General features: G+C 49.5%; 23 protein-coding genes. 10 read left to right on the top strand and 13 right to left on the bottom strand.

Annotation, left to right across the window (positions count from 1 at the left end; genetic code table 11):
* Nucleotides 1-22: 22 nt before the first annotated feature.
* On the bottom strand, nt 23-1,162 hold the full coding sequence (locus tag NFHSH190041_RS18120; protein WP_261923109.1) for a hypothetical protein: 1,140 nt from the start codon (nt 1,160-1,162) through the stop codon (nt 23-25).
* 703 nt (nt 1,163-1,865) lie between these two features.
* Between NFHSH190041_RS18120 and NFHSH190041_RS18115 the strand changes: the two genes are divergently transcribed.
* Entirely contained in the window at nt 1,866-2,957 is a 1,092-nt protein-coding gene (locus tag NFHSH190041_RS18115) for a branched-chain amino acid aminotransferase (protein WP_261923108.1), read from the top strand.
* 90 nt (nt 2,958-3,047) lie between these two features.
* Here the strand turns inward: NFHSH190041_RS18115 and prpF are convergent, their stop codons facing one another.
* The 6 genes from prpF to NFHSH190041_RS18085 form a co-directional block, all read right to left on the bottom strand.
* Complete coding sequence (prpF, locus tag NFHSH190041_RS18110; protein WP_261923107.1) at nt 3,048-4,250, bottom strand: 2-methylaconitate cis-trans isomerase PrpF; 1,203 nt, start codon at nt 4,248-4,250, stop codon at nt 3,048-3,050.
* Between the two features lie 3 nt (nt 4,251-4,253).
* Complete coding sequence (locus NFHSH190041_RS18105; protein ID WP_261923106.1) at nt 4,254-4,454, bottom strand: hypothetical protein; 201 nt, start codon at nt 4,452-4,454, stop codon at nt 4,254-4,256.
* 56 nt (nt 4,455-4,510) lie between these two features.
* The gene (gene acnD / locus NFHSH190041_RS18100; RefSeq protein ID WP_261923105.1) at nt 4,511-7,153 is read right to left on the bottom strand and encodes a Fe/S-dependent 2-methylisocitrate dehydratase AcnD; all 2,643 of its coding nucleotides are present in this window, start codon (nt 7,151-7,153) and stop codon (nt 4,511-4,513) included.
* Nucleotides 7,154-7,234: 81 nt separating this feature from the next.
* Entirely contained in the window at nt 7,235-8,362 is a 1,128-nt protein-coding gene (gene prpC / locus NFHSH190041_RS18095) for a 2-methylcitrate synthase (RefSeq protein ID WP_261923104.1), read from the bottom strand.
* Between the two features lie 156 nt (nt 8,363-8,518).
* Entirely contained in the window at nt 8,519-9,391 is an 873-nt protein-coding gene (prpB, locus tag NFHSH190041_RS18090; protein ID WP_261923103.1) for a methylisocitrate lyase, read from the bottom strand.
* 10 nt (nt 9,392-9,401) lie between these two features.
* Nucleotides 9,402-10,115 carry a GntR family transcriptional regulator gene (locus tag NFHSH190041_RS18085; protein ID WP_261923102.1) on the bottom strand — a complete coding sequence of 238 codons (714 nt, stop codon included), beginning with the start codon at nt 10,113-10,115 and terminating at the stop codon, nt 9,402-9,404.
* 281 nt (nt 10,116-10,396) lie between these two features.
* Here NFHSH190041_RS18085 and NFHSH190041_RS18080 point away from each other — a divergent pair, with 281 nt between their 5' ends.
* Entirely contained in the window at nt 10,397-10,894 is a 498-nt protein-coding gene (locus tag NFHSH190041_RS18080) for a DUF523 domain-containing protein (protein WP_261923101.1), read from the top strand.
* Nucleotides 10,895-10,940: 46 nt separating this feature from the next.
* On the opposite strand, the gene NFHSH190041_RS18075 is transcribed toward NFHSH190041_RS18080, so the two are convergent.
* Entirely contained in the window at nt 10,941-11,888 is a 948-nt protein-coding gene (locus NFHSH190041_RS18075; protein WP_261923100.1) for an acyltransferase, read from the bottom strand.
* 22 nt (nt 11,889-11,910) lie between these two features.
* On the bottom strand, nt 11,911-12,792 hold the full coding sequence (locus NFHSH190041_RS18070; protein WP_261923099.1) for an acyltransferase: 882 nt from the start codon (nt 12,790-12,792) through the stop codon (nt 11,911-11,913).
* A gap of 757 nt (nt 12,793-13,549) precedes the next feature.
* On the opposite strand from NFHSH190041_RS18070, the gene NFHSH190041_RS18065 reads away from it, so the two are divergent.
* A complete protein-coding gene (locus NFHSH190041_RS18065; RefSeq protein ID WP_261923098.1) occupies nt 13,550-13,783 on the top strand; it encodes a hypothetical protein in 234 nt (77 codons plus the stop codon).
* 277 nt (nt 13,784-14,060) lie between these two features.
* Here the strand turns inward: NFHSH190041_RS18065 and NFHSH190041_RS18060 are convergent, their stop codons facing one another.
* The 3 genes from NFHSH190041_RS18060 to ung form a co-directional block, all read right to left on the bottom strand.
* Complete coding sequence (locus NFHSH190041_RS18060; protein WP_261923097.1) at nt 14,061-14,483, bottom strand: hypothetical protein; 423 nt, start codon at nt 14,481-14,483, stop codon at nt 14,061-14,063.
* Nucleotides 14,484-14,671: 188 nt separating this feature from the next.
* Complete coding sequence (locus tag NFHSH190041_RS18055) at nt 14,672-15,484, bottom strand: tetratricopeptide repeat protein (RefSeq protein ID WP_261923096.1); 813 nt, start codon at nt 15,482-15,484, stop codon at nt 14,672-14,674.
* Between the two features lie 228 nt (nt 15,485-15,712).
* Nucleotides 15,713-16,372: a uracil-DNA glycosylase gene (gene ung / locus NFHSH190041_RS18050; protein ID WP_261923095.1), complete on the bottom strand. Its 660-nt coding sequence runs from the start codon at nt 16,370-16,372 to the stop codon at nt 15,713-15,715.
* Between the two features lie 724 nt (nt 16,373-17,096).
* Here ung and NFHSH190041_RS18045 point away from each other — a divergent pair.
* The 3 genes from NFHSH190041_RS18045 to NFHSH190041_RS18035 all read left to right on the top strand — a co-directional run bounded on the left by NFHSH190041_RS18045 (nt 17,097) and on the right by NFHSH190041_RS18035 (nt 21,349).
* Complete coding sequence (locus tag NFHSH190041_RS18045; protein WP_261923094.1) at nt 17,097-19,652, top strand: DMSO/selenate family reductase complex A subunit; 2,556 nt, start codon at nt 17,097-17,099, stop codon at nt 19,650-19,652.
* 3 nt (nt 19,653-19,655) lie between these two features.
* The gene (locus NFHSH190041_RS18040) at nt 19,656-20,390 is read left to right on the top strand and encodes a DMSO/selenate family reductase complex B subunit (protein ID WP_261923093.1); all 735 of its coding nucleotides are present in this window, start codon (nt 19,656-19,658) and stop codon (nt 20,388-20,390) included.
* 293 nt (nt 20,391-20,683) lie between these two features.
* Nucleotides 20,684-21,349 carry a molecular chaperone gene (locus NFHSH190041_RS18035; RefSeq protein ID WP_261923092.1) on the top strand — a complete coding sequence of 222 codons (666 nt, stop codon included), beginning with the start codon at nt 20,684-20,686 and terminating at the stop codon, nt 21,347-21,349.
* Nucleotides 21,350-21,442: 93 nt separating this feature from the next.
* Here NFHSH190041_RS18035 and NFHSH190041_RS18030 read toward each other — a convergent pair whose 3' ends face one another.
* Complete coding sequence (locus NFHSH190041_RS18030) at nt 21,443-21,709, bottom strand: hypothetical protein (protein WP_261923091.1); 267 nt, start codon at nt 21,707-21,709, stop codon at nt 21,443-21,445.
* A 620-nt stretch (nt 21,710-22,329) separates the two neighbouring features.
* Between NFHSH190041_RS18030 and NFHSH190041_RS18025 the strand changes: the two genes are divergently transcribed.
* From NFHSH190041_RS18025 to NFHSH190041_RS18010, 4 genes are all read left to right on the top strand, one after another.
* Nucleotides 22,330-22,791: a hypothetical protein gene (locus NFHSH190041_RS18025; RefSeq protein ID WP_261923090.1), complete on the top strand. Its 462-nt coding sequence runs from the start codon at nt 22,330-22,332 to the stop codon at nt 22,789-22,791.
* Between the two features lie 347 nt (nt 22,792-23,138).
* Nucleotides 23,139-24,179, top strand: coding sequence for a YncE family protein (locus NFHSH190041_RS18020; RefSeq protein ID WP_261923089.1), 1,041 nt, complete (start codon nt 23,139-23,141; stop codon nt 24,177-24,179).
* Nucleotides 24,180-24,460: 281 nt separating this feature from the next.
* Nucleotides 24,461-25,084 (top strand): C-GCAxxG-C-C family protein, encoded by a 624-nt coding sequence (locus tag NFHSH190041_RS18015; protein ID WP_261923088.1) that lies wholly within the window; start codon nt 24,461-24,463, stop codon nt 25,082-25,084.
* 464 nt (nt 25,085-25,548) lie between these two features.
* Nucleotides 25,549-26,154, top strand: a complete 606-nt coding sequence (locus tag NFHSH190041_RS18010) for a hypothetical protein (RefSeq protein WP_261923087.1) — start codon at nt 25,549-25,551, stop codon at nt 26,152-26,154.
* Nucleotides 26,155-26,579: the final 425 nt, after the last annotated feature.

Here is a 26,579-nt window from a genome sequence, read left to right as displayed (position 1 = left end):
GATGGGCTCAGTCCCCTATCGGTTAGAAGTTATAACCGATATTGAAGTTCACACGATGCTCCCAGCTGTTATCTCCCGGCGTCATACCAATGTGATTGTTCGTGGTGGACATCACCATGTTCTTACCCATGATAAAGTCTAATTGCAGTGAAATCGGGCCATTGTTCAGCGTGGCACCTGTGACGTTCTGGTAGCTGTTGCTGAAGTCTGGCTTATCAGAATCTGGCGTCATCACGCTGTAGTCGTTATAGATCTTCATGGCACCGTAGCTAGTGTTAAACGCTTTAGAGACGTTCATGGTGTATACCTGACCTTTCAGGGCGACTTCATAGCTGCTACCAGAAACGGCCATGGCGATAGCTCCCGTGTCAGGGCCTAATTCTGGGCTGTATTCATAGTGCAACGCTTGCAGCTGCAGGTTCCAGCCTTGGTACAGGGTATCTAAGTGGATAGCCGCCGCGACGCGGTCGCCATCTGCTTTTACGCCAGTAGTGGTATCGGTTGATTCAATCTGGCCATATTGAGCTGATGCCCCCAGCATGGTGCGGCCATGATCATAAGACCAGGTATAGGTCTGACGCAGGTTAAACTGGTTGGATTCTTCGTTGTGATATTGGCTACCGTTAGCTTCGCCGTTATAGATATCAGGGGCATAGCGGCCAGCGATGCTGGAACTAAATTCCGGTGCTTTGTAGAAGGCCGCGTCTGTATTCCAGCCATCACGAGCATAGCTCCATTTGATACCCGTATCGAAATCATCTTCAAAGCCCAGATAGTAGCCCAGACTCAGCCACCAGGAGTTGGAGATATAATCCGGGTTACCGAATGGTACACGGGAAATACCCACTTGCACCTGCTGGTGTTCATCAATGTTGTAATAGCCGTAGCCGTAACGGATAAAGTTGTCACCGGAGACGATGCGGTATTCCGCTTCCATACCGAAATCGCCGTGTTTACCACTGATTTTTGCTGTCAGTACATCAAATGCAAAATCGCCACCCTTGTTACGGTTGGCTTCGTCATATTCAACGTATTTGTAGTTTACGCGTACAGAACCACCGAACTTCAGGCCATCTTCCTGGGTGTCAGCGTGTGCGGCAAAGCCACTCATGCTGACTGCTGCCGCCACTAAGGACAACATAAACTTAGTGTTGTTCATCATCTTTTTCCTAGGTACTGAGGGAGGTGTTCGTCCATTCAAAGATCGACACGCCCTTTTTTTAATTACGTTGGGAAGCCAGACAGGCGGGGTGACCGGCCGCATGCATCCAGAGGCATGGTGACCTGCCTGAAACTGATTCCTTGTCCATCATGCAGCGACGTAGTGGGATGGGCATCCGATTGCCAATTTACGTGTATCCTTTTGTGCGCCAACAGCGTCATGCCGTTGCCATCACTCGCCTCTATCAGCCAGTTTTCTGGGCAGGCTTGGCAGCCATCGTCATAGCATTTGCTACGTCAGTCGCGGGCGAGGAGTGTACCTTTGACCGGAACCCGACTACCAGAGTGAATATTTCCAATAAGTGACAGAGTTAACAGTAATGGTGTATTTGGATTATTCATTTGTGATTTTGCGTTGAAATCAGCGTTAATGTTTGTGGCGAGCTTTTACCGCATTAACATCTTCTTTATCTCAGCCGATATGCTGCTTTTATCACCTACATAACTAATGGGTTTAACCTGTTCGGCATGTGCTACTGCTGCTTTTTTGTGCGCAAAAGGGATTGGATAGTCGAAAAAGGCCGGTTTTGCATTAGTGGCTTTACACCGGTTCAGATGCAAAATATGACTGGTAACTGTGACTTACTTGACTTTATTCCAGCCGCTCCTCTAGTCTGCTGAAATAATCAACAAGGTGGTATGCAATGGAAATAACCTATAACGTAAAACCCGCTGCTGAGCGTCGCACCGAACCATTTTGCCCGACTGGCAATGTTGGCTTCGGTGTTACCCGCACCGATCATATGTTTGTGATGGATTATTATGACGGCCAGTGGCGGGATCCCCGCATTGTTCCCTATGGGCCGTTTGAGCTGATGCCTGGGACCATGTCACTGCATTATGGCCAGTCCATTTTTGAAGGGGCTAAGGCCTTTATGCATGATGACGGTGAAATTTACACCTTCCGCATTGATCAGAATGCCAAGCGAATGAACCGCAGTGGGGAGATTGTTTGCATTCCCCATTTGCCAGAAGAGATGCAGGTAGAGGCGATACAAGCACTGATTGATGTTGACCGCTTGTGGTTCCCACGTCAGAGCGGGGCTTGTCTGTATATCCGCCCCTTTATTTTTGCCACCGAAGACCGACTGTCCGTTAGTCCCAGCAGCCGCTATACCTTCTGTGTGATGCTTAGCCCCAGTGGCGTGTATTACAAAGATGGTTTTGATAAAGCCATTCGCTTGCTGATCACCACGCAATATCACCGGGCGGTATCAGGGGGCACCGGAGCCTCTAAGGCGGCCGGTAACTATGCGGCATCATTGCGGGCGGCTAAAGCTGCAGCCGAAATGGGGGCTGCTCAGGTCTTGTATCTGGATGCTAACAATCGCCAGATTGAAGAAGTCGGAGCCATGAACCATTTTCATGTGCTCAAAGATGGCACTGTGATTATCCCTAAATTTACTGACACCATTCTGAAGTCCATTACTTCCTTGTCGATTATGGAATTGAGCAGCATGCTGGGCTGCGAAGTGCGCCAAGAGACTGTTATGTTGGATCAGTTTATTGCTGATATTGAAGCCGGTGAGATTGTTGAAGCGGGTGGATTTGGTACCGCGGCTGTGGTGTCACCGGTGGGATCTTATGTCTTTGAAGATGGTCGCACTGTGACAGTGGGAGATGGTGAGGTCGGCCCCCATGTGCGCCGTATTTATCAATTGTTCACCGACATTCAGTATGGCCGGGTACCAGGGCCTGCTGGCTGGTTGATGCCGGTGCCGCATCGATTCGGTTAATCGCTGCGAGATATCTGTGTCTGGTCATCCCAGACACAGTTTTTTCATACCAGGTTGTATTTAAACCGAGCGGCGGTTTCGCGGTGATACTTATTCAGGCATCGCCGGAATATACACTTCTCCCGCCATCAGGATCCGGGCGCTGCGGCTCATAATGGCTTTGCTTACTTGCCATTTGCCATCTTGGTAACAGGCTTTTGCGCCGACTGTTAATGTGCCAGAGGGATGGCCAAAGGTAACTGATGATAATGGCTGACTGGACTCATGAGCGCAGGCGGCTAGATTGACTAAGGTGCCGGGAATGGCCGCAGCGGTACCAATAGCGACGGCGCAGGTGCCCATCATGGCATGGTGCAATTTGCCCATGGATAATGCTCGAACATGTAAATCCAGCTCCCCCGCTGATATTGCTTTACCACTGGATGTCTGATAATCCTGCGCCGGTGCCACAAAGGCAATTTTGGGGGTGTGTTGCCGGGTTTTGGCTTGTTCCTCACGGTCAATTAATCCCATTTTGACCGCCCCGATGGCGCGTAGGGTTTCGAATTTGGCTAACGCCGCATTGTCACTATTGATTGCTTGTTGTAGCTCAGTGCCCTGATAGCCCAGTTCTTCGGCGTTCAGAAAAATAGTTGGAATACCGGCATTGATCAAAGTGGCATGCAATACGCCACCGGGAATCAGGGTTTCGGGTACTTCTAGGCGGTCGATCAGATTGCCGGTGGGGAAAATGGCACCATCGCCATCGACGGGATCAACAAATTCCAGCACGATTTCCGCTGCCGGAAAGGTCACGCCATCTAACATAAAATCGCCGGTTTCCTGCACACGCCCTTGGGTAATGGGAACCTTGGCGATAATGGTTTTGTGAATATTCGCCTGCCAAATTCGCACTTCACAGATGCCGTTATGTGGGACTCGAGTCGGATCCACCAATCCGGCATGAATAGCAAATGCGCCGGCGGCGGTAGATAGGTTACCGCAGTTGCCGCTCCAGTCGACAAAGGGGTGATCAATTGCCACCTGACCATAGAGGTAGTCCACATCGTGATCGGGCACAGCGCTTTTATTCATAATCACACACTTACTGGTACTGGAGGTGGCGCCACCCATACCATCAGTATGTTTGCCGTAGGGATCTGGGCTGCCGATAACCCGCATCAACAGGGCGTCACGTACTTGCCCCGGAGTTTGAGCTGCCAGAGGTAAATCTTCTAAACGGAAAAACACCCCTTTACTGGTGCCGCCGCGCATATAGGTGGCAGGGAGGGTAATTTGTGGTTTAGCGCTCATGATTTATTCCTTGTGATGTTCCGCCTGATTTGGTTTGTGTCTAGATGTGTGATGGCTTAGCAGTTGTAGCCAGAACAGTAGTTCCAGTGTGATCCCCAGAACAAGCAAGCCCAATGCCCCAGAGCTTTGCCCTAGCAGATAACAGATCAGTGCGGCCAGTAGTAGCGTCGCTAACAGTAACAATCGGTACAGTCGTTTAATCATGTCGTCTCTCTTATGGCGGGACATGAATAATGGGGGAACTTGGCTCCCCCTAGGCGTTATGCATTTGCCAGAAAGTCCTTGGCGAAGCGCTGTAATACGCCGCCCGCTTCATAAATTGTCAGCTCTTCGGCGGTGTCCAACCGGCACAGCACAGGCACTTTGATGATCTGACCATCGGTTTTATGTATGTTCAGTGTCAAGGTCGTACCCGGCTGTCGCTCGCCGGTAACATCAAAGGTTTCGCTGCCATCTATGCCCAGCGTGTGGCGGGTCGTTCCGGGTTCAAATTCCAGTGGCAGTACGCCCATACCGATTAAATTGGTGCGGTGGATACGCTCAAAGCCTTCGGCGACAATGACTTCTACCCCGGCCAGTCGTACTCCTTTCGCTGCCCAGTCGCGGCTGGAGCCTTGGCCGTAATCTGCCCCGGCAATAATGCACAGGGGTTGTTGACGCCCCATGTAGGTTTCGATAGCTTCCCACATCCGCATTACTTTGCCCTCTGGCTCGACTCTTGCCAGCGAGCCTTGCTGCACCTGTAATGTGCCGTCCGGGTCGGGTTCCTGCACCATTTCATTAAACAACTTGGGGTTGGCAAAGGTAGCGCGCTGTGCGGTGAGGTGATCGCCCCTGTGGGTGGCATAGGAGTTAAAATCAGCTTCCGGCAGCCCCATTTTCGCCAGATATTCCCCGGCCGCCGAGCTGGGTAAAATTGCATTGGAAGGAGACAGGTGATCCGTGGTGATATTGTCTCCCAGTACGGCCAGTGGCCGCATGCCAGTCAACGCCCGTTTGCCAGCCAGCGCCCCTTCGCCCTCTTCCTGCCAATAGGGCGGGCGGCGAATATAGGTGCTTTGTGGGCGCCATTGATACAGGGGATCATTGTGCTCGCCGTAATCCACACTGAGATCAAACATTGGCTGGTACACCTGGCGGAACTGTTCGGGCTTAACACACTCTTTGATCACCGCATCAATCTCGGCATCACTGGGCCAGATATCCTGCAGCGTGATCGGTTGACCATGCTCATCTTTGCCCAGTATGTCTTTTTCAATATTAAAACGCACGCTACCTGCAATGGCGTAGGCGACCACTAATGGTGGTGAGGCGAGAAACGCTTGTTTGGCATGGGGATGAATGCGGCCATCAAAATTGCGATTTCCTGACAATACCGCGGTGGCGTACAGATCACGCTCGATAATTTCTTGCTGGATGCTCGGGTCAAGTGCACCACTCATACCGTTACAGGTGGTGCAGGCAAAGGCGACAATGCCAAAGCCTAAGGCTTCAAGATAGTGGAGTAATCCGGCTTCTTTAAGATACAGCTCTACCGCTTTGGAGCCGGGAGCCAGTGAGGTTTTCACCCAAGGTTTACGAACCAGCCCTTTTTGTACTGCATTGCGGGCCAGCAGCCCGGCGGCAATGACGTTGCGGGGATTACTGGTATTAGTACAGCTGGTAATGGCCGCAATAATGACCGCGCCATCCGGCATCTGATCCTGAGCTGTCGTGTCGTATTGCGCTTGGGCAATGCCCCGACTTGCTAATTCTGCCGTGGCGACCCGGGCGTGGGGATTCGATGGGCCGGCCATATTACGCTCCACCTGTGACAGATCAAAGCGCAGCACCCGCTCATATTCCACCTGCTTGAGGGTATCAGCCCACAGCCCGGTTTGTTTAGCGTATTGCTCTACCAAGGCGACTTGCTGCTCTTCCCGGCCGGTAAGGCGCAGATAATCCAAGGTGGCTTGGTCGATATAGAACATGGCGGCGGTGGCGCCGTACTCAGGAGTCATATTGGAGATGGTTGCGCGATCCCCTAAGGTTAATGCGGCAGCGCCTTGACCAAAAAACTCCAGATAAGCACCGACTACTCGCTCTTGGCGCAAAAACTCTGTCAGCGCCAGCACAATATCCGTGGCGGTAATGCCACTTTGTGGTTTGCCGGTCAGTTCCACCCCGACAATATCCGGTAGTCGCATCCAAGAGGCGCGGCCGAGCATTACGCTTTCCGCTTCCAGCCCGCCGACACCAATGGCGATAACCCCTAGGGCATCCACATGTGGCGTGTGACTGTCAGTGCCGACACAAGTGTCGGGGAAAGCGACACCATCACGCACCTGGATCACCGGTGACATCTTTTCCAGATTAATTTGGTGCATGATGCCGTTACCCGGCGGGATCACATCCACATTTTTAAACGCGGTCTTGGTCCAGTTGATAAAGTGGAATCTGTCATCATTGCGTCTGTCTTCAATAGCGCGGTTTTTGGCAAAGGCGTCGGGCTCAAAGCCGGCATGCTCTACGGCCAGGGAATGATCCACAATCAGCTGGGTTGGCACCACAGGGTTGACCTTGGCCGGATCACCGCCTTTTTCAGCAATTGCATCCCGCAGCCCGGCTAGATCAACTAAAGCGGTCTGCCCCAGAATATCGTGGCAGACCACCCGAGCCGGATACCAAGGAAAGTCCAGATCCCGTCGGCGCTCAATTAACTGGCGCAAACTGTCTGTCAACGTCTGTGGATCACAGCGGCGTACCAGATTTTCTGCCAATACGCGGGAGGTGTAGGGGAGGGTATCGTAGGCGCCGGGGCTGATAGCATCCACTGCTGCTCTGGCATCAAAAAAACTCAGCTGGGTACCGGGTAAAGGTTTGCGATATTGGCTGTTTACTGGCGTAGTCATGGCGTTATCCATACATCTGTTGCCTGTCCATCAGGCGTCCATACTCAGGAAACCGGCAGTGGTACTGCCGGCTCCGGTGCCCCAGTGGGGACGTTAACTGCGCTGGGCGATTGGGGTCACTTCCCGTGGCTCTTCTCCGACGTAATCGGCGCTGGGGCGGATAATGCGGTTATTGGCCCGCTGTTCCATCACGTGGGCAGCCCAACCCGTTAGGCGGGAGCACACAAAGATGGGGGTAAACAGCTTAGTGGGAATGCCCATGTAGTGATAAGCACTGGCGTGGAAAAAGTCCGCATTACAGAACAACTTTTTCTGTTCCCACATCAGGGATTCACACGCAACGGAAACCTTGTAGAGCCTGTCGTCTCCGAACTCATCAGCCAGTTTGGCTGACCAATCTTTAATAATGGCGTTGCGGGGGTCTGACTCGCGGTAGATGGCGTGACCAAAGCCCATGATCTTATCTTTACGTTCCAGCATACCCATTAGGGTATCCCGGGCGTGTTGCTCGTTTTGTAGATCTTGAATGAGCTCCATTGCCGCTTCATTCGCACCACCGTGCAGCGGGCCGCGCAGTGAACCGATGGCGCCAGTAATACAGGAATGCATATCCGACAAGGTGGAAGCGCATACCCGAGCGGTAAAGGTGGAGGCATTAAACTCATGTTCAGCATAGAGGATCAGCGACGCGCTCATCACATCGGCATGCAGTGCCGAGGGCTTTTTACCGTGCAGCAGGTGCAGAAAGTGGGCACCGATTTCTTCATCATCGGTTTCGGTTTCGATCCGCACACCATCATGACTGAAGCGGTACCAATAGCAGATGATGGCGGGGAATGCCGCCAGTAAGCGATCCGCTACGTCACTTTGTTGGCTAAAGTCTTGCTCCATTTCCAGATTGCCCAGCATAGAGCAGCCGGTACGCATCACATCCATCGGGTGGGCGTCAGCGGGAATGCGTTCCAGCACATCTTTCAGTGCCTGAGGCAGAGCACGTAGCCCCTTGAGTTTTTGCCGGTAAGCATCCAGCTGCACTTGAGTGGGCAGTTCACCGTGGAGGATGAGGTATGCGACTTCTTCAAAGCGGGTATTGGCCGCCAGATCCTTGATGTCATAACCACGATAGGTCAGCCCTGAGCCGGATTTGCCGACTGTACTCAGCGCGGTATCTCCAGCTGATTGCCCACGCAGTCCTGCGCCACCTAATTTCTTATCGACCATTGCTTGTTCCCTCTTTGCGTTCGTTCTTGTGCCTGATGAGCCGCATTCATTGCGGTCATGGTCAGCAACGACATCGGGCATCGTGCCCCTGCTGCTGGTGCCCGTTAGGGCGCGCAGTGATACGGCGTTAGCCGTTACTGCACTGAAATATTGCGTTTACTCTGGCTGACTGAACAGTCGATCCAGTTTGTCTTCAAAATCGTGATAGCCGAGGAACTGGTACAGCTCGGCGCGGGTTTGCATTTTGTCTACCACATTGCGCTGGTGGCCATCATTGAGCAGTGCCTGCATCACCTCCAGCGCAGCTTTATTGGCGGCGCGGAATGTACTGAGTGGATACAACACCATATCTGCGCCAGCCTCGGCTAGCTGGTGGGTGGAAAATAGTTCGGTTTTACCAAACTCGGTCATATTGGCCAGAATCGGGGCATTTACTGCCTCCCGAAAGTGAGTGTATTGCTCCAATTTAGTCAGGGCTTCGGCAAAAATCATATCGGCCCCCGCCGCCAGATAAGCCTGGGCGCGCTCAATCCCTGACTCCAGCCCTTCAACGGCGACGGCATCGGTACGGGCCATAATGACAAAGTTGTCATCCCGGCGGGCATCCACTGCCGCCTTGATACGGTCAACCATTTCTGCGGTGCTGACCACGGCTTTATTGGGTCTGTGGCCACAGCGTTTTTGTGCCACTTGATCTTCCATATGCACTGCTGCTACGCCGGCTTTTTCAAATTCTTGAATAGTGCGGGCGATATTGAATGCGCCGCCCCAGCCGGTATCGATATCAACCAGCAGTGGCACATCGGTGGCGGACGTAATGCGCCCGGCATCGATCAGTACGTCATTCATCGAGGTCATGCCCAGATCCGGCAAACCATAAGACGCATTGGCAACCCCGGCTCCCGACAGGTACAGTGCCTGAACTCCGCTTTGCTCAGCCATTTTGGCAAAATAGGCATTCATGGTGCCGACGATCTGCAGTGGGCTGGCATTGGCCAGAGCCTGACGGAAGCGTAATCCTGCGCTCATATTCAATTCCTTATTCGATGGGAGGCAGCCCGGCGTCGGCCTGCTGCATGGTTTTCAGTGTCTGTTCGGTATTGATGCGGCCTTGTTCGATATGCCGCCGCATTAAAAGGGCGGCCAGCTCGCCATCACGATCCGCGATGGCATCAACAATGGCTCTGTGTTCGGCAATAGCCTGTACTGGCCGCTGTCGGTTGGAGGTTTGATAACGGTACATGCGCAGCAAGTGGTACAGCCCGCCCATCAGGGTTTCCTGCAGGTGGCGGTTACCACTAGCCTGAATAATCTGGTAGTGAAAATCCACATCGCGCTGCTGTTGAAAATCGCTATCTTCTGCCGTTAACGCCGTTTGTTGGGCTGCAATCAGGGTGTTGAGTTTGTCCAATTGCGCCGGCGTGATCCGACTGGCGGCTAACTCACAAGCCATTGATTCCAGCACGCTGCGCAGTTGATACAGCTCATTTAATTCACTGATGCTCAAACTGGCGACCCTGGCACCAATATGGGGCGCTCTGACGACTAGCCGCTGGCGTTCTAACGCTTGCAGAGCTTCCCGTGCCGGCCCGCGGCTAATACCAAAATCGCCGGCAATATCTTGCTCATTGATTTTGCTGCCCGGGGCCAGTTCACCGTGGATAATGCGGCGTTGCAGTTCAGCCAGCACCTGATCAACCAGCCGACCGCTTTTGATTGTGACGCTGTGGTTGTCTGTTCCATTACTGCGCATGCTGGCTCCCTTTTTGTATGGTCAAAAACTAGGCTTTTATCGTGTTGTTGTCAACAATAAATTAACCAAAAAGTAACTTTAAGTTGTAAAGATAACTGTAAATAGCGGTTTAATTGGTACTTGTTGATTACACTTGTTAATGGTGGGGAAATAGATATTGGTATCATTGTCGACAATGAATCGGGGGCACCTAGCAGCTTTGTTATCACAATCATCCCCTGTTTGAGGGATGGGCGCGGCTTCAGTAGACTGGTGTTTGCCTTTGGGGAGCGGGAGATATCATGGAAAAAATTTTAATTAGCCGTTGTTTACTGGGGCATCCGGTACGGTATGACGGAGGGGATAATCGCCTAGATCTTGCCTGTTTAGCCCTGTGGCAGTCACAGGGGCGCTTAGTGCCTGTCTGCCCTGAGGTGGAAGGTGGATTGCCTATCCCACGCCCGCCAGCTGAGCAGGGACATGGCCGAGTAATGACCTGTGACGGGCAGGATGTGACAGCGCAGTTTCGTCGCGGTGCGACACTGGCGGTGGCAAAGGTGAAAGCGCAGGGGATCCGATTGGCGATTTTAAAAGCCCGTAGTCCATCTTGTGGCAGCGGACTCATTTATGATGGCAGTTTCAGCCGCACTGTAATCCCGGGGGATGGGATAACCGCGGCCGCATTAAAACAGACGGGTGTGACGGTATTTACTGAGTTGGAATTGGCTCAGGCTGAAAGTTTGTTAGCCGCATTGGAAGGGCGAGAGACCTCAGGCATAACTGAACTGGACGGGAAATAAAAAGGCTGCCTATGGCAGCCTTTGATGCAGATGTTATCTAGTCGACTCAGGATTGAGTTGGCTCGGTAGTATGCAGCGCATAACAGCTGGTGCTGGCATTATGCTCCAGCAGCAGTTGGTGGATCTGCTCATCTTTGTCACGCCACAGCTGATTCAACCAGCGTTGGAAGGTTGCCCGATAGGCACTGTTAGTAAAGTATTCATCCGCATCGACTTCCGGAACCGGCAGCGCTTCAATCCGCACCACAACTTTACTTAATTTGCCTTTCATCGCTCCAGCCATAATATCGCTGGGTGCATCTGGGTACACAACGGTGATATTGAGCAGATTAGTAAATTGTTCTCCCATGGCGGACAGCGCAAATGCGATACCGCCGGCCTTTGCCCGTAATAAATAACGGTAAGGGGAGTTTTGCCGTTGACGTTTTTCCTCTGTGAAACGGGTGCCTTCCACATAATTCATAATGCTGGTGGGAATATAGCGGAATTTTTCACAGGCGCGACGGGTCGAAGCGAGATCCTTACCTTTAAGCTTAGGATTACGCTTTAGCTTTGCTGGACTGGTGCGATTCATAAAGGGCATATCTAGCGCCCAGCAACTGAGTCCCATCACAGGTACGTACAGCAGTTCTTTTTTCAGAAAATACTTCAGCATGGGGATATGGTTACGTAGCAGATAGCTGTGTACAATAATATCCAAAGCACTAAGGTGGTTACTGATCACCAGATACCAGCTGTTTTTGTCCAGATGTTCTAGCCCTTGAACATCCCATTCTATTTGAGTGACTAGTTTTAGGGTATTACCGTTACCAGTGGCCCATAGCCACATGAGCCGGTTCATTGCTCTGGTCATGGCCAGCTTGCCACTTTGCCAAGGAACCAGCAGCTTTATCAGTCCGCCGATAAAGATAAGCCCTCCCCAGGCAAAGGTGTTCAGTACCAGTAGTATGCTACTGATGGCATATAACAGTGGGCCGGGTAAAAAATTCAACATTGTGTGCATTAACCTCTTTCTGTCAGCCAGCTTTGAGCTGACCGAGCACTTGATCCTTGTGCTGCCAAATTTGATTTAATTGTTGCTGGAAGGATTTTTTGAATGCCTTGTCATTCTGGTAATCACCGCGCATGGCATCATCGATGTCACGCAGCTTGATATTCACCCGGATTTCACCGCCACGACCACAGATGTAATCCCAAAAACTGGGTACGCCATTGCAGTAGCAGATGGTGACATCCACCAGTTTATCGATCTCTGTCATGGCCGACAAAGCAAATGCCATTCCGCCTGCTTTTGGGCGTAGCAGGTGTTGGTAGGGTGAATTCTGTTTTCCATGTTTAGCCGAGGTAAAGCGGGTACCTTCGACAAAGTTCATCACGCTGACCGGTTGGTGCTTAAATTTGGCACAGGCTTTACGTGTGATTTCAATATCTTTGCCTCTTAGCTTGGGGTCCTTTTTCAACTGGGCAGTGGAATAACGGCGCATAAAAGGAAAATCTAACGCCCACCAAGCTAACCCCAATACCGGCACATAGATCAGTTCTTGTTTTAAAAAGAATTTTAAGAAGGGGATATTGCGGTTAAACAGTCGCTGCAGAATTAAAATATCCACCCAAGACTGGTGGTTAGCGACCACCATATACCATTGATGGCGGGCGAGCTCCGTATCGCCGGTGACAGTCAGTTTGACCGGATGAAAACAGCGCTCCATCAGGCTATTGGTGCTGATCCAGCCGCTGGCCAATTGGTCGAGAATACCGCTGCATAAGTGCCGCAGTGCCTTGATAGGTAAAAGTTTAAATAAGCTAATCACTAACAGTGGCGCAGCCCAGAACAAGGTATTGATAAAATACCCGGTAAAGACCAAACATCCTCTGAGCTGAGACAACAGTGACTTCATACAGCATCCTCAGATACAAATTGGAGCAATATGGTACCTGCAGTCCGTGTTTTCCTCAAATTTACCCGGAAAAAGTCACAGAGTTGACGCAGGATTTATCCATGTTGCGCCTAGAATTACAAACTATGTAATAAAGACGACTATTTTATCTGTTAGGTGTTGTTATTGTTGCAAAAAATTGTAACCAGATCATATAAGTTCATCCAAGAGAGTATGATTGGCTATTGATGTAGCTTGTGGGAGATACAAGAAGATCGTCTATCAAGGGTAGATAATCAATAAATTAGTTATATATCTGGGATTATCAATTGAGTTAAAAGGATAAAATATAAATATGCAATCGGTATCATTGCTGAAGTATTTATCTAAAAAATAATAAACAGTATGAATAATAAAGTAATAATCAAATGGTTATATGTAAATATGCTTATTCATTAACATAATCTTTATTTGTTTTAACATCTGGGGTAGCGTAGAGAGTCTTAATTAAACTCTGGCAGATAGAATTAATATGAGACAGCTATTATTTTTGATATTGGCAATGTGTTTGATTTCAACCAGTGTGCAGGCAGGACCACCACAACCTGGTTCATATAATCCGGGTAATCTGAAAGGGGCTTACCGAATAGAAATATATGATCCAACTGATAATTATCGGGTGGTTTATGCTTACAGTTTTAAAAACAGTCATGAAACAGCAACACCTTGTAATATATTTAGATTCCAATTGCACCGTACATATAGCATCCGACTGATTATGACATTGAATGCCGGCACTAACTATATTGATGCTAAAAATGAGTTCCGCGAAGGCAGCTCGACCATAGGGACTATATTTGCCTTAACTTCATTCCGTTCTGCGAGTAGCAACCCTGCGGGATATGTCACCCGGGAAGTGCAGTTTGATGATCGCGGTGATACTGGTTACCGATTGCATGGTAGTCTCAATAGCCGCAGTTTTAGTTTTACCATTCCTATCCGAGTAAAATAATTAAGTTGGATACTTGATAAATAAAACAGTTATTTACCAAATTATCCTATTGTCAGTTTATATTCATAGTGAAGTTGCACAGGGACGTGTTGCATTAATATTGGCGTACTAAATTATTTTGCTTCAATAGTAACTTCGCGCGTTAATTCTTTACTAGTTTAAATCGAGTATTCCGACCATGCTGAGATAGGTCTCTATCTATTTCCGCTGAGTTAAAATTCCTCCTAGTTTGTATTTAATTCTGTATTTAATTATGTATTTAAGTATGAGTTAGATTTTATTGCGCCCGGCAATCTTGATATATCGCTTGCCAGAGAGTAAAGCCGAGATAATTTTCCGGCTGACGTCGGCATTGCTCAGCTTGGCATTGATATTCACAGTGATCATTTAGATATTCGGTAATACAACCGGCTAGATATTGATACGCCAAAGCTTGTTGATCTAATAACTGTTGTTGCGCGGCAGTGAGAGGCGTTGCGGGTTGGCATCTTGATGGCAAAACATGCGGTTGAGTGTGACTCTGGTTTTGGGGGCTCGTTTGCGTCGGCTGAGGAGATAATACGGTTGAGGTGGATTTAGAAGCCATATTATGCTGACAAGCGCTAAGGGACATGATCACTAATATCGTTACCGACAATGCGCGACTGGTAGTCAGTATGGGATTTTTGATTAGCCTATCCCCACAACTCAAATTATCCATTGTTAGCTTCCTCCATGTCGTGCATTTTTCAAATGAATGCAATACCAATGCTAAACCATATTGAAATAGATTGAGCGTGAGTTACCTTGCGAACGGTAAAGCTTCATTGTTATTTGCTGTCCCTTTTTTCCTTCTTATCTTAATGATGATGAAAAACGTCCGGCGTGGGTTGCCGGACGTGAGTGTTATCAGCTTTGGGTGTTGCAGTTTTGCAATCCCTGCTGCAGGCAGGTTTCTGTCATTTTTTGTGCTTGACGGATGTCGGTAAATTTCATGGTGTGGTTAAGAATTTCGACAATCTCATCCCCTGGCCCACCATTGTAGTGAGACAGGTTCGCCCACATATACGCCATTTTTTCATTTTTGCTGGTGCCTTTACCCAGAGCATACATAATGGCGAGGTTATTTTGTGCATCGGCATTACCCTGCTCGGCAGCCCGCTGGAACCATTCAAGGGCTTTAATATGATCCACATCTGTGCCCCGGCCATTGGTTAACATCATGCCCAAGTTTAATTGGGCTTCGCTGTTTCCTTGCGCAGCTGATGCCTGATACAGCGCCAGTGCTTTGTGATCGTCCTGACTGAGTCCTTGCTGCCCCTGTTCATATAAACTGCCGAGGCGGAATTGCGCATCAGGCTGTTGTTGTTCTGCTGCTTGTTGTAACCAATGCAGAGCTTGTTGGGCATCTTGTGGTAACCCTCGCCCTAAGCTGTAACTGATGGCCAGATTATACTGGGCATCGGCGTTACCTTGCTCAGCGGCCTTTTTAAACCAATTGGCTGCGGTTTTGGTATCAAGACTAACGCCTTGACTGCGGGAATACATAATACCGAGTTGATATTGCGCATCAGCACTCCCTTGTTCAGCTAAGGGGAGCAATTGCTGATAGGCCGTTTGGTAATCACCTTTGGCGGCGGCCTGAGTTGCCTGCTGTAGGTCCGAGGCAAAGGCGCCGGCGGAGAAACACAGGGCAATAGCGAGGGTAAGTGTTTTTTTCATAGTGGCTCTGCGATGTTAATTAGTGATTAGTAAATCATTGTTTGTGTGCAGTTTACCACCCTGATTGCTGCCAAAAAGTTTCAAAATGTGAATTTTTGACCTGTGTCAGCAAGGGAGAAGGCCGATTAGACTGCGGTGTGATATGGCGCGGAAATTTTGGCTTAAGCCATGTAATAAAGCCGCTTATTGTGCGGCATTATCGCGACAAGATCTGATAACTAACACAGCTTAGATTTGCCAATTGATCTGTGTCAGCCCTTGCGCAAGCAGTAGCTGATTGGTTCGGGAAAAATGGCGGCAGCCAAAAAATCCGCGATGGGCAGATAACGGTGATGGGTGTGGTGCGATAAGAATATGATGGCGGTGTGGATCTATCCCCTGACCTTTACGCCGGGCATGGGAACCCCAGAGCAGAAATACCAAGCCTTCTCTATGTTGATTAAGTTGTGCAATCACTTTATCAGTAAAGCGCTCCCAGCCCAGTTGTTGATGGGAGTTAGGACGTCCAGCTTCCACTGTCAGTACCGTGTTGAGCAATAACACGCCTTGATTTGCCCAAGATTGCAGGCAGCCATGTTCGGGTAAAGCAAACCCGGCAATATCATGACTCAGTTCCTGGTAGATATTCAGCAGAGACGGTGGCGGCTGGATCCCCGGACGGACAGAAAAACTTAATCCATGAGCCTGTCCCAGACCATGGTAAGGATCTTGCCCCAGAATCACCACTTTCACTTGTTCAAATTGCGTAGCTGCAAAGGCATTAAACACATCAGCTTGAGGAGGATAAACTGGAACGCCTTCAGCCCTTCGATGGGCGATATATTTCAGGGTATCAATAAAGTAAGCTTGGCTTTTTTCTGCTGCCAGCATATCTGGCCAGCTGTTCATACCTGAGGTTTGCCTACAATAAAACACTAGCCATCATAGTAATACGAATCGATGACTGAGTTTATCCCCATCTTAGATACAGATTGGTATTTGCCATAGTGATTCCCGCTCTCTGTAAACGATATTGTTAGTATTGGGAGCGAAGATCTGACATCTGTCAGTGACATAGCCAAGCTGCCAATCGCTTAAAATCGGCTTGTTTTTGCCGAAATTTTGACCCGGCTCACAGCCGGGTTTTGGGCGCTAATCGTCTGTTATTACAGTTTTATTTCTCTTTGCTTACCTCTGTATCAGCGTTTACTGAATCGCTATTTGAACATCTTAAAAATCAATTGGTTACACATGTGGCGTTTGCCGTGTTGTCACAATTATTTTGTGATCAAACATCAAAATCAGCGGCTTATGGGTGATTCTGCGCAATATTTCAAAATCAGAATATAACAAATCCAGTTTTTGCAATTGACTCTTTTACAATAGCCGCGTTGCAAAACACGCTGCCGGGATCAGGCGGCGTCATACCAGAGAGAAAGGCCAGGGAATAAGTGCAGGCCGGATGCCATAACCCCGGTCTGCACTTGCCATCACATTTGTCTGATGCATTTGATAAATCGCATTTCTAAACCGGGCTGAGCATGCGTAGGACAAACCCTCTCCATGAATCGTATCCCCGGGCTGATGCCTGATACCGGGGCCGTCTTTTCGCAGGCTGATAAGGATTTGAAATTTGGAACGCAGAACTTTCTTGAAAATGAGTGCCGCTATGGGGTGTGCTGCTACGGTTAGCGCGTGCAGCCCAAGCGGGAAAGATCCCGTCTTTACCAAACCGCTGCAGCCAACCGGTGAAGAAATGCAGAACTGGTCCGCCTGTCTGGTGAACTGTGGTTCCAACTGTCCTATTAAGGTGTTCAGCCGCGATGGCGTGATCACCCGTATTGAAACCGATCATGAAACCTCAGATCAGTATGGTGACAATCATCAGATCCGTTGCTGTACCCGAGGCCGTTCATTGCGGCAGCGAACCTATGCGCCGGATCGTCTGCGCACGCCGATGAAGCGCATTGGTGCTACCCGCAGCGGTGAAGTGGATCAGTTTGTCGCTATCAGCTGGGAGCAGGCTTATCGGGAAGTGGGTGAAAAACTCAATCAGATCCGTGCCAAGCATGGCCCCGCCTCGACCTATTTCCATTATCGCAGCGGTGCCTATTATGGTTTTGCCGGTTATCAGGTGTGGCAACGGTTATTGAATAAAACCGGCGGTTATCTGGATCACCACTGGGATTACTCCTGGGCGCAGCTGTATTCCGCGGCTGAAGCCACTTACGGCGATGCCGGCCATGCTTACTATGGCTCGCGATTGGCGGAAATTGCCAATGCGGATCTGTTTATCGGGATCGCCTTTAACCCCAATGAAATGCGTATGAGCGGCAGTGGTGAAGGCTACGATTTTATTCAGGCGCTGCATAATCATCCCGGGGATATCAAGGTGTACATGATTGATACCCGTTATACCGACTCCATGTTGGGCAAAGAGCACAAGTGGATGCCGATCCGCCCGGGAACCGATGCCGCATTAGCTGAGGCGGTGGCGTGGGAGATGATCACCTCCGGTTGGATTGATGCCAATTCCAAAGCCTTTTTGGATCAGCACTGTTTGGGCTATGACTTTGCTTCGCTGGACAGCTTTAAGGCGCAGTGGGCGGCATCGGATGATGCCGAGCAGCAGCGTTATGCCGCGCTGATCGATCCCAAAGAAAACTACAAAGATTATATCCTCGGTACCTATACCGGGTTGGCTCGTACGCCGGAATGGGCAGCGGCTCGCTGTGGTATCAGTGCCGCGCAGATCCGTGAACTGGCCGCAGCACTGATGGCGGCTAAAGCGCCCTATGTCAGCATCGGCGCTGGCGTGAGCCGTCATGCCAATGGTGATCAGGCGGTGCGCGCCCTGTATATGCTGTCGATTTTGACCGGTAAGCTGGGGCAGCCCGGTGTGAATACCGGCGGTATGCCGATGAATTATGGTCTGGGCGTGGCCGGAATTGATATTGGCAACAATGCTGTGAAGGCGACTATTCCTGTGTTTACCTTCGCTGAGGCCATTGAGCGGGGCAAGGAATTTACCCCCTACAGCCATAACCTGAAAGGGGCGGATAAGCTGGATAGCAATATCAAGGCGATTATCAATGTCAGTGGTAATGCCATTGTGAACCAGCACTCAGACATTAATGGCACCACCGCCATTTTGGCTGATACCAGCAAGTGTGAATTGATCGTGGTGTGTGATTGTTGGATGACCCCCTCGGCACGATATGCCGACTATATTCTGCCCGCTGCCACCTGGCTGGAGTCAGATGATTTGGCCGGCGATTCATATGCTTCCGGGCAGATGGGGTATATGACCATGATGAGCACGGCGGTTAAGCCTCTGGGCGAAGCGAAGAATATGTATGACATTTGCGCCGGGTTAGCCAATGCCATGGGCTGTGATGATTACACCGAAGGTAAAACCGTCGCCGACTGGAACAATGAGCTGTATGCCGCCACCCGGGCGAATAACCCGGATATCGGCCTGCCGCCGACCTATGCTGAAGCCACCCAACAGGGGGTATTCCGCAAATATATGCCTGAAAGTTTTGTGGTGTTGCAGGACTGGGTTGCCGGCCGGGAAGATGCTTATGGGGTTAAAACCCCTTCCGGAAAAATCGAGATCTACTCGCTGACCATGGCCGATCGCCGCGCTAACTGGCAGCTGCAAGATTACTGGTCAGCAGAAGAGAAACAGCGTTTCAGCGCTGAGCAGCTCAGTGACAGATACAAGATCACGCCGCTGCCCCAGTATGTGGTGACCTGGGAAGGTTATGAAGATAAAGAAACCGCAGTGGAGTATCCATTGCAGCTGATTGGTTACCACACCAAGGGGCGGGTGCACTCCAGTTATGACAATGTGCCTTGGTTGCGTGAAGCGGTGGAAGATGCGGTATGGATGAATCCTATGGATGCCGCCGCACGTAATCTGACGTCCGGCGAGACAGTACGGGTATGGAATGACCGGGGCATGACGGAACTGCCGGTACGTATTACGCCACGGATCGCGCCGGGTGTGGCGGCCATGGGGGAGGGCCGCTGGTATAAGCCAGGGACGGAGCAAGACCATAAGGGTAGGCCGGTGGACACTAACGGAGCATTAAATGTGCTGACCAAGTATCACCCTACGCCGATCGTGAAGGGGAATCCCCAGCACACCAACCGGGTACAGATTGCCGCGAAGCAGGAGGCATAATCCATGAAAGTTGATAAGCAGTATGGTTTTTACCTCGACACCACCAAGTGCACCGGTTGTAAAACCTGTCATGTGGCCTGTAAGGATCGCATGGTTGGCTCCCAGCGGGGCGAAGGTGAGGGTGCTAAGGGCATTTCGGCCATGAAAGGTGTGTTGTGGCGTCGGGTATATGAATATGGTGGCGGTGAGTGGACGGCTAATGCTGACGGCAGTTTTGAGCAAAACGTGTTTGCTTATTATATGTCGATTGGCTGTAACCACTGTAGTGAGCCAGCCTGTGTGAAATATTGCCCAACCGGGGCGATGCATAAGCGCAAGGAAGATGGCTTGGTGCACATTAAGCAGGATCTGTGTATCGGCTGTGAAAGCTGTGCCTGCGCCTGCCCCTATGATGCGCCGCAGCTGGACCCTGAGCGTAAAGTGATGACCAAGTGTGACGGTTGTTTTGACCGCCTGGCCATCGGCCGTCAGCCCATTTGTGTTGAATCCTGCCCGCTGCGGGCGCTGGACTTCGACACTATGGACAACCTGAAAGCCAAGTATGGTGAGGGCGATGGGCATATTGCGCCGCTGCCATCACCGGACATTACTAAGCCCAATCTGATTATTAAGGCTAACCGCCATGGCCGCCCGGTGAAAGAAAGTGTAGGGATCTGTTACGGTGAGCCTTGGCCAGTTGGCAGTGAGCCTAAGCTGGATCTGGTTGAGGGGTCGGTACTGAACCCGGCTGAGGTTTAATTTCACCGGGCTGTGTATAAAACTAATACCAGCTTTAAAAGCTGTTAACCACGAAGCGCTCACTTCGTTCACAACACAAGGGACACGAAGAGGAGCAAGAGATTATCTCTTGGCTGTTAATCTTCGTGTTCTTTCTGAACTTCGTGGTTAGCGCTTTTGTCTTTTCTTGGTTGTCTTTACTCTTGATTGAATGTGATTTATAGACGTGTTTACCCCTGAAGTACTTAAGGTAAAGGTGCTTCAAGGGTAAACTCTGCTTGTTATTACATACCGAATTTTTAAGAGAAACACCTATGTCGATCAATCGCATTGAACTGCAAGCCATGGCCCAAATTCTTCATAACCTTTGGTTTGAGCCTCCGGGAGAAGAGTTACTGGAAATGGTGGCTCAAATCCCATTTGCCGAGCAGTGGCCATTGGGCGACAGTGCGCCTGACGTCATGCAGGCTTGTCGGGCATTGGATAACAGTGATGCCAATCAGGCTGAATTGCAGATGGATTACACCCGGCTGTTTGTTGGCCCGGGTGTGCCGCTGTGTCCGCCATGGGGCAGTGTGTACCTATGTGATACCGGCCTGCTCAATGATGTCAGCACCCAGGCATTGGCACAGTTTTACCGTGATACCGGATTAGAGCTGGATGCCACCCGTAATGAACCTGTGGATCACCTCGGCTTGATGCTGGCAGTGGTTGCCAATGCGTTGGCACAAAATTGTGATGAAGCGGGGCAAAGCACTATTCCGGCCTTTATGGACAGCTATGATGATGTTGCCTTTAGCACGGCTTGGATAGTACGCCTGCTGCGGGAATTCCTGATGCCATTTGCACCGCAATGTATTGCACTGCTGGCGAGCAAGGCGAAAACAGACTTTTACCAAGCCCTAGCGCCATTAACCCTGAATTATCTGCAAAGCCTGCAAGCACAACTGGAAACTGAGCTGGCAGACAAACAGGCATAAGAGAACAGAAATTAAAGCTGAATAGTTTGGATAAAACAGAGCTTGGCTTGGATTGCAGTCTCCAGCTTTCCTTCGTGCTCAATAACATCCCTGTTAAAAAGCCAGTTCGCCAGTCCTTGGCTCTCGCTCATAAGCATATGGCTGCGCCATATTCGCCGTGTAGCGCAGCGCTTCGTGGTTGATGGTTTTTATCTTGGAAACAACAAATAAAAGCGGATCACCACGAAGAGCACGAAAGGCACGAAGAAGAGCAAAAGCGAGAGCGAGAACGAAAGCTGGGACAGGGAAAGGAAAAGTGAGGACAGGCAGAATAAAGGGAAGTAGGGCTGAAGTGCTGCCGCTGCGCCACATCTCCGGCACGCCGTGGATACCTCCCTGTAGGCTTCACTGTCGCATCCCAGCGACACAGAGCCGGAGATGCTGGCACAGCTTGGATGCATGCCTTCAGCTTTCCTTCGTGCTCTTTGTGAAGTGCAGCGCTTCGTGGTTCATGGCTTTTATCTTGGAAACAACAAATAAAAGCGGATCACCACGAAGGACACGAAGGCCACGAAGAAGAGCAAAAGCGAGAACGAAAGCTGGGACAGAGAATGGAAAAGCTAGGACAGGCAGAATAAAGGGAAGTAGGGCTGAAGTGTTGGCACAGCTTGGATGCATGCCTTCAGCTTTCCTTCGTGCTCTTCGTGAAGCGCAGCGCTTCGTGGTTCATGGCTGTTATCTTTGAAACAACAAATAAAAGCGGATCACCACGAAGGACACGAAGGACACGAAGGACACGAAGGACACGAAGAAGAGCAAAAGCTTAAACTGGTTCAATCACAGTGAACCATTAGGGCTGCTGCTATTGCGGCACAGCTTGGATGCATGCCTTCAGCTTTCCTTCGTGCTCTTCGGGAAGCACAGCGCTTCGTGGTGAATGGCTGTTAGGTCTAGCCATTATTATGGTTTTGATGTTTCGCCATTATTTTAAGGAGTAGGCGATGAGTGTGATCCATGCCCTTGGCGATCAATGGAGTAAAGCAGAGTTTGCCCATCAACTGGCATTGGTGCTGGCATCCCGCCCCGGAGTGGCAGAGCTGTTCAGCGGTGCAACCACTTTAACCACAGTGTGTAATTTAATTGCCGGGATGAGCTATCAGGCGGATGACGCCAGATTTACAAAAGATCCCGTACATCAGGATGGCTTTGTGCTGAGCAATGACACCTTGATTTCCATCTTCCATGATTGTTTTCGGCTGCTATTTATCAAAGACGTTCAGGCTGGTGGCCTAAGTCAGGCAGAGCAATTAATTCTGGCGCTGGCAAAACGGATCGCGACAGATACGGCGGTGGAATCATTGCAGGATGCGGCAGTTGTGCAGCGCCAACAGATGATCCAGTTCAGTGAGCAGTTAGAAGGCTTGTACCGCCAACGTCGCAGTGCGTCGAAAAATATGCGCTAGGGCGACAGCGCTTTTGTGATATCCCTGTTCACCGCGCTATGTGTCTGACAGCTTATGCTGAGCACAGAACTTTTATACGTTATGAGCCAAGTCTGATGGCTTGGCTAACGCCTGCTCTCCCCTTGCGTTCCATCTTCGCCGCTCATTATTAACACCTTAGTGTTCTCCTTTATTACCGTCATTTTTGTCTGCGATTATTCGCCGCCAAAAAGATTCCCCTCCGTGATAACCATGAAATTGTTCTGTGATAATTCTGTGAGATTTAGCGCGCAAGATAATTTGATGGTTAGCCTTTTGTCATGGGCCGATCTGTTGTTGATGGGTTATTTGAAGAAAAGGAACACATTATGCGTAATCCAAACAAATGGATATGGCTTCCCGTATCCTTAATGATATTCAGCATGCCAGTGATGGCCCGTTATTATCAAGCGACACAGGGCTCGATGGCGGTGGCGGACCGGGCTGGCGGCACTGTGTCAGTGATTGACGTTAAAACCGACACGGTAAAACACACCATTCGCTTACCCAAAGCTGATGATGAAGCCACACCTGAGCCCATGTATGTGGTGTATAAAAAGAACCTCTTGTATGTGGGTGACCGGGCCAATAATCAGGTGCTGGTATTCGACAGTCATGCATACCAATTAATTAAAAAAATTCCGGTGGGTAGAGGGGTATTCCATATGTGGGCCTCTAAATATGCGGAGTTGTTGCTGGTCGTCAACGATGTCGATAACAGCATCTCAGTGATTGATACCAATAATCTGACGGTTAAAACCACGGTGGCAATCCCGCAAGATTTAGTCAATGCCGGTTTTAAACCCCATGATGTGTTTATTTCAGCAAATGGCCGCCAGTGGTTTGTCAGTTTGCTGGGGAATACAGATCAAGGATGGATCCTCAAATACCAATATTGGTGGGGTAGGGCTTACCAAACCGCCCGCAGACAAGTTGGCGGTGATCCGCATTTGTTTTTGGTCAAACGAGATCGCTCCTTGCTGGTGGCATCCCAAGATGAGGGCACAGTCACTGAGCTAAGCACCCGACATCTGGGCATGAGACGTCAAGCCAATGTCCCCAATGCCCATGGCATTTTTGCGCACTACAACCGGGTCTATGTGACAGACATTGCTGACGGTGGCACCAATGGCCTGTATACCCTTAACCGTCGTCATCTGCGTAGCCGCTTTACTAATGATACCCCTCAGCCAACCCCCCATAATATTTCTGTGACCCGTAATGGTAAAAAGCTCTATATCACCCACTCGGGAGCGTCTCAGGATAAGGTGTCCGTGTTTGATACCCATGCGCCATGGCGACAGCCTAATTTAAAGACCACGGTGACCGTGGGTACCAATCCCTTTGGGCTGGCCTATGTGCCTCACTAAATTTCTGCGGGAATGTCGATGATTAGTGATTGAATTTGTAGTTGTTCTCTTCCGTCATCGGGTGCTAATGCGCGCTCGATGACGTTGTGTCCCCCCAGTTCTTACCCCAGTAACCGCTTGCTACTGTGATGCTGACTTGCCACCTTTGCTAAAGCCGATATAGCGGGATTATTTCCTCAGTGATGAATTAACGCGGTACAATCCGCCGCCTGACGCCGAGCCAGCAATCAGCTTGTTGTCTGATCCATTGAACACCACGGCATGATTTGAAGAGGTGAGCTATGCCTTTACCGAAAAAGAAACGTCCCAACAGCCATCTGTCTATGCGCGAGCAGCGAGAGTTGGATCAGCAGCGTGAGCAGAACCGCCAATATGAGCCGGTTGCCTTGGCTGCGCGACAGCGGGCAGAGCAATTGTATGCTGATGGGAAGTTTCTCTGCTCCGAGGCGGTATTTGCGGTGGTAAATGATCATCTGGGGCAGCCTGCCAATCCATTAATGGTGAAAATGGCCTCGGGTTTTCCAGTGGGTGTTGGCATGTCAGGTTGTATCTGCGGCGCACTGGCGGGGGGCGTAATGGCGTTAGGACTGAAATATGGCCGCGAGCAGGAAGGCGAAGCCCTGTCCGATGATATTTTCCCGCTGTCAGCTGAGTTGCATGATCGGTTTGAACATCGTAATGGCTCTGTATGCTGCAAGAAATTGCTGCAAAAGGTCGAGTTCGGCTCGCCTGAGCATATTAAGCAATGTATCCGCTTTACCGGGGATATTGCCGCTGATGTGGTGGATCTGATTGAAAATGGGGTGCAAGGTGCCGATCCGCGCCTGAAAGCGGCTAACTCGGCTGCTGAGGGGGCGGGAGCTGCTGACCAAGATTGCGGTGGCTGCGACAACGCTCGTCTTTAACAGCATGAATCCCAAAGCCAGCCTTGAATGAGACTGGCTGGCTTTTGTACTGACAGTTCTTGCGACAATGAGAAAGCTTGCGTATTACTCTGGCGCTGCATGAGTATGCTGCCAGCTCAATCAAGCAAAGACTTTTTCTGATATCAGATGCGGCTGTACTAAGTGGGTTACCCCCCCCTAAAAGGGAATCATTTCGACGGCCCCTGATGCTTTTCGGCGGCTCCGATGAAGTATAGTGTATCCCGAAGGTGTGAAGTAAAGGTTCTCTATCTTATCCTTTCAATTTTATTAGTATGCAGCTATTGCTAAGAGGTGCTTGCACAAACTAAGATTTCAAATCTGATTAATAATAATGCCTTGAAAAATCATAACAATATCACCATCTAAAAGGTGTGAATTCAATACGGTAGACTTTTAGTTGAACACCCAAAAAGTTACCATTTTAATCAGTGATGGCAAAACTAATGATCAAAGAAAATATGAAATTTCTCTTATATATTGCCTTGGTTGGCTTTGCGTTTGCGGCAGGAACAGAGGTGAGCCAAACTAATTTTTCGATATGGAAATACGCTAAGGACCTTCTGAGTATTGCGTTTGGCGCAGGAACTTTATTTATAGCCTACAGTGCATTATCTACATGGAAACAACAACATAGACATACCGAAAGATATAAGGCAATTATTGAACTGATTTCATCCACAGAGAATGTCATAAATGAAATAATAAAAATACAAACTGATATAGAAGTTAAATTCGGAAAAGATAATATAGATATTACATTAGAAGGTGTTGAACTGGATAAGCAGTATTATGCTTTAGCAACCGCATTTTTAAATGAAACAATGAAACAGAATACTACATCATATTATCTTACCGACAAACAAAAGAAGGTTTATATCAAGTGCCACGCAGAGTGTATTATTTCTAGAAATAATCTAAATTTAAATAATGTAGATTCCCTTAAAAGTATCTTAGCATCCGATTATTTAATTCAACTTGAGGCGGCTCTAGATGCCTATAATGAAAAATTAGCTAGGCTAATTCTTATGCAAAAAGAGTTGTTAGGATAAAAGCAATAGTGGTTTACAACATGACTACCTATAACAATATCGCCAGTCAATGGTTGTAGAGCTAGGACTGTTTTCTTAGGTAGTGAGAACGAAATTTTCTACCCAAATGCCGTCGACAATGACATAGGTACTTTGTAGACCTTTTGCATAGCTGAGCAATCAGGTCAGATACAACAGCCTGATGATAATGCTTAAGGAATATTGCTTAAGTAGTTTCACATATCTTTCCAACCAATCTCGACAGCAGATATTTACTGCATAAGATCCGGTCAATCCCCTGAAGAACTATTCTTTTCCATGTCAGCCTGTTGGCCTTATAAATATGTAAGCGTGGAACAAGCTTAGGGAAAACTTGCTGGATAAGATTTTCCATACAAATAAAACAGCACCTGTATTCAGGCTGTATCTCCTTGTTTTAGGGAAAC

Source organism: Shewanella sp. NFH-SH190041 (genome assembly GCF_024363255.1).
GTDB lineage: Bacteria > Pseudomonadota > Gammaproteobacteria > Enterobacterales > Shewanellaceae > Shewanella.
This window is presented reverse-complemented; position numbering and strand designations above follow the sequence as displayed.

What these genes read in the sequence shown, in the direction of transcription:
- NFHSH190041_RS18080 (WP_261923101.1), top strand. Translation starts at nt 10,397, where the DNA reads ATGGAAAAAATTTTAATTAGCCGTTGTTTACTGGGGCATCCGGTACGG.
- NFHSH190041_RS18105 (WP_261923106.1), bottom strand. Translation starts at nt 4,454, where the DNA reads ATGATTAAACGACTGTACCGATTGTTACTGTTAGCGACGCTACTACTG.
- NFHSH190041_RS18070 (WP_261923099.1), bottom strand. Translation starts at nt 12,792, where the DNA reads ATGAAGTCACTGTTGTCTCAGCTCAGAGGATGTTTGGTCTTTACCGGG.
- prpB (WP_261923103.1), bottom strand. Translation starts at nt 9,391, where the DNA reads ATGAGCGCAGGATTACGCTTCCGTCAGGCTCTGGCCAATGCCAGCCCA.
- NFHSH190041_RS18120 (WP_261923109.1), bottom strand. Translation starts at nt 1,162, where the DNA reads ATGATGAACAACACTAAGTTTATGTTGTCCTTAGTGGCGGCAGCAGTC.
- NFHSH190041_RS18020 (WP_261923089.1), top strand. Translation starts at nt 23,139, where the DNA reads ATGCGTAATCCAAACAAATGGATATGGCTTCCCGTATCCTTAATGATA.
- NFHSH190041_RS18010 (WP_261923087.1), top strand. Translation starts at nt 25,549, where the DNA reads ATGATCAAAGAAAATATGAAATTTCTCTTATATATTGCCTTGGTTGGC.
- NFHSH190041_RS18075 (WP_261923100.1), bottom strand. Translation starts at nt 11,888, where the DNA reads ATGTTGAATTTTTTACCCGGCCCACTGTTATATGCCATCAGTAGCATA.
- prpF (WP_261923107.1), bottom strand. Translation starts at nt 4,250, where the DNA reads ATGAGCGCTAAACCACAAATTACCCTCCCTGCCACCTATATGCGCGGC.
- NFHSH190041_RS18115 (WP_261923108.1), top strand. Translation starts at nt 1,866, where the DNA reads ATGGAAATAACCTATAACGTAAAACCCGCTGCTGAGCGTCGCACCGAA.
- NFHSH190041_RS18085 (WP_261923102.1), bottom strand. Translation starts at nt 10,115, where the DNA reads ATGCGCAGTAATGGAACAGACAACCACAGCGTCACAATCAAAAGCGGT.
- NFHSH190041_RS18040 (WP_261923093.1), top strand. Translation starts at nt 19,656, where the DNA reads ATGAAAGTTGATAAGCAGTATGGTTTTTACCTCGACACCACCAAGTGC.
- ung (WP_261923095.1), bottom strand. Translation starts at nt 16,372, where the DNA reads ATGAACAGCTGGCCAGATATGCTGGCAGCAGAAAAAAGCCAAGCTTAC.
- NFHSH190041_RS18055 (WP_261923096.1), bottom strand. Translation starts at nt 15,484, where the DNA reads ATGAAAAAAACACTTACCCTCGCTATTGCCCTGTGTTTCTCCGCCGGC.
- NFHSH190041_RS18025 (WP_261923090.1), top strand. Translation starts at nt 22,330, where the DNA reads ATGAGTGTGATCCATGCCCTTGGCGATCAATGGAGTAAAGCAGAGTTT.
- acnD (WP_261923105.1), bottom strand. Translation starts at nt 7,153, where the DNA reads ATGGATAACGCCATGACTACGCCAGTAAACAGCCAATATCGCAAACCT.
- NFHSH190041_RS18035 (WP_261923092.1), top strand. Translation starts at nt 20,684, where the DNA reads ATGTCGATCAATCGCATTGAACTGCAAGCCATGGCCCAAATTCTTCAT.
- prpC (WP_261923104.1), bottom strand. Translation starts at nt 8,362, where the DNA reads ATGGTCGATAAGAAATTAGGTGGCGCAGGACTGCGTGGGCAATCAGCT.
- NFHSH190041_RS18065 (WP_261923098.1), top strand. Translation starts at nt 13,550, where the DNA reads ATGACATTGAATGCCGGCACTAACTATATTGATGCTAAAAATGAGTTC.
- NFHSH190041_RS18015 (WP_261923088.1), top strand. Translation starts at nt 24,461, where the DNA reads ATGCCTTTACCGAAAAAGAAACGTCCCAACAGCCATCTGTCTATGCGC.
- NFHSH190041_RS18060 (WP_261923097.1), bottom strand. Translation starts at nt 14,483, where the DNA reads ATGGATAATTTGAGTTGTGGGGATAGGCTAATCAAAAATCCCATACTG.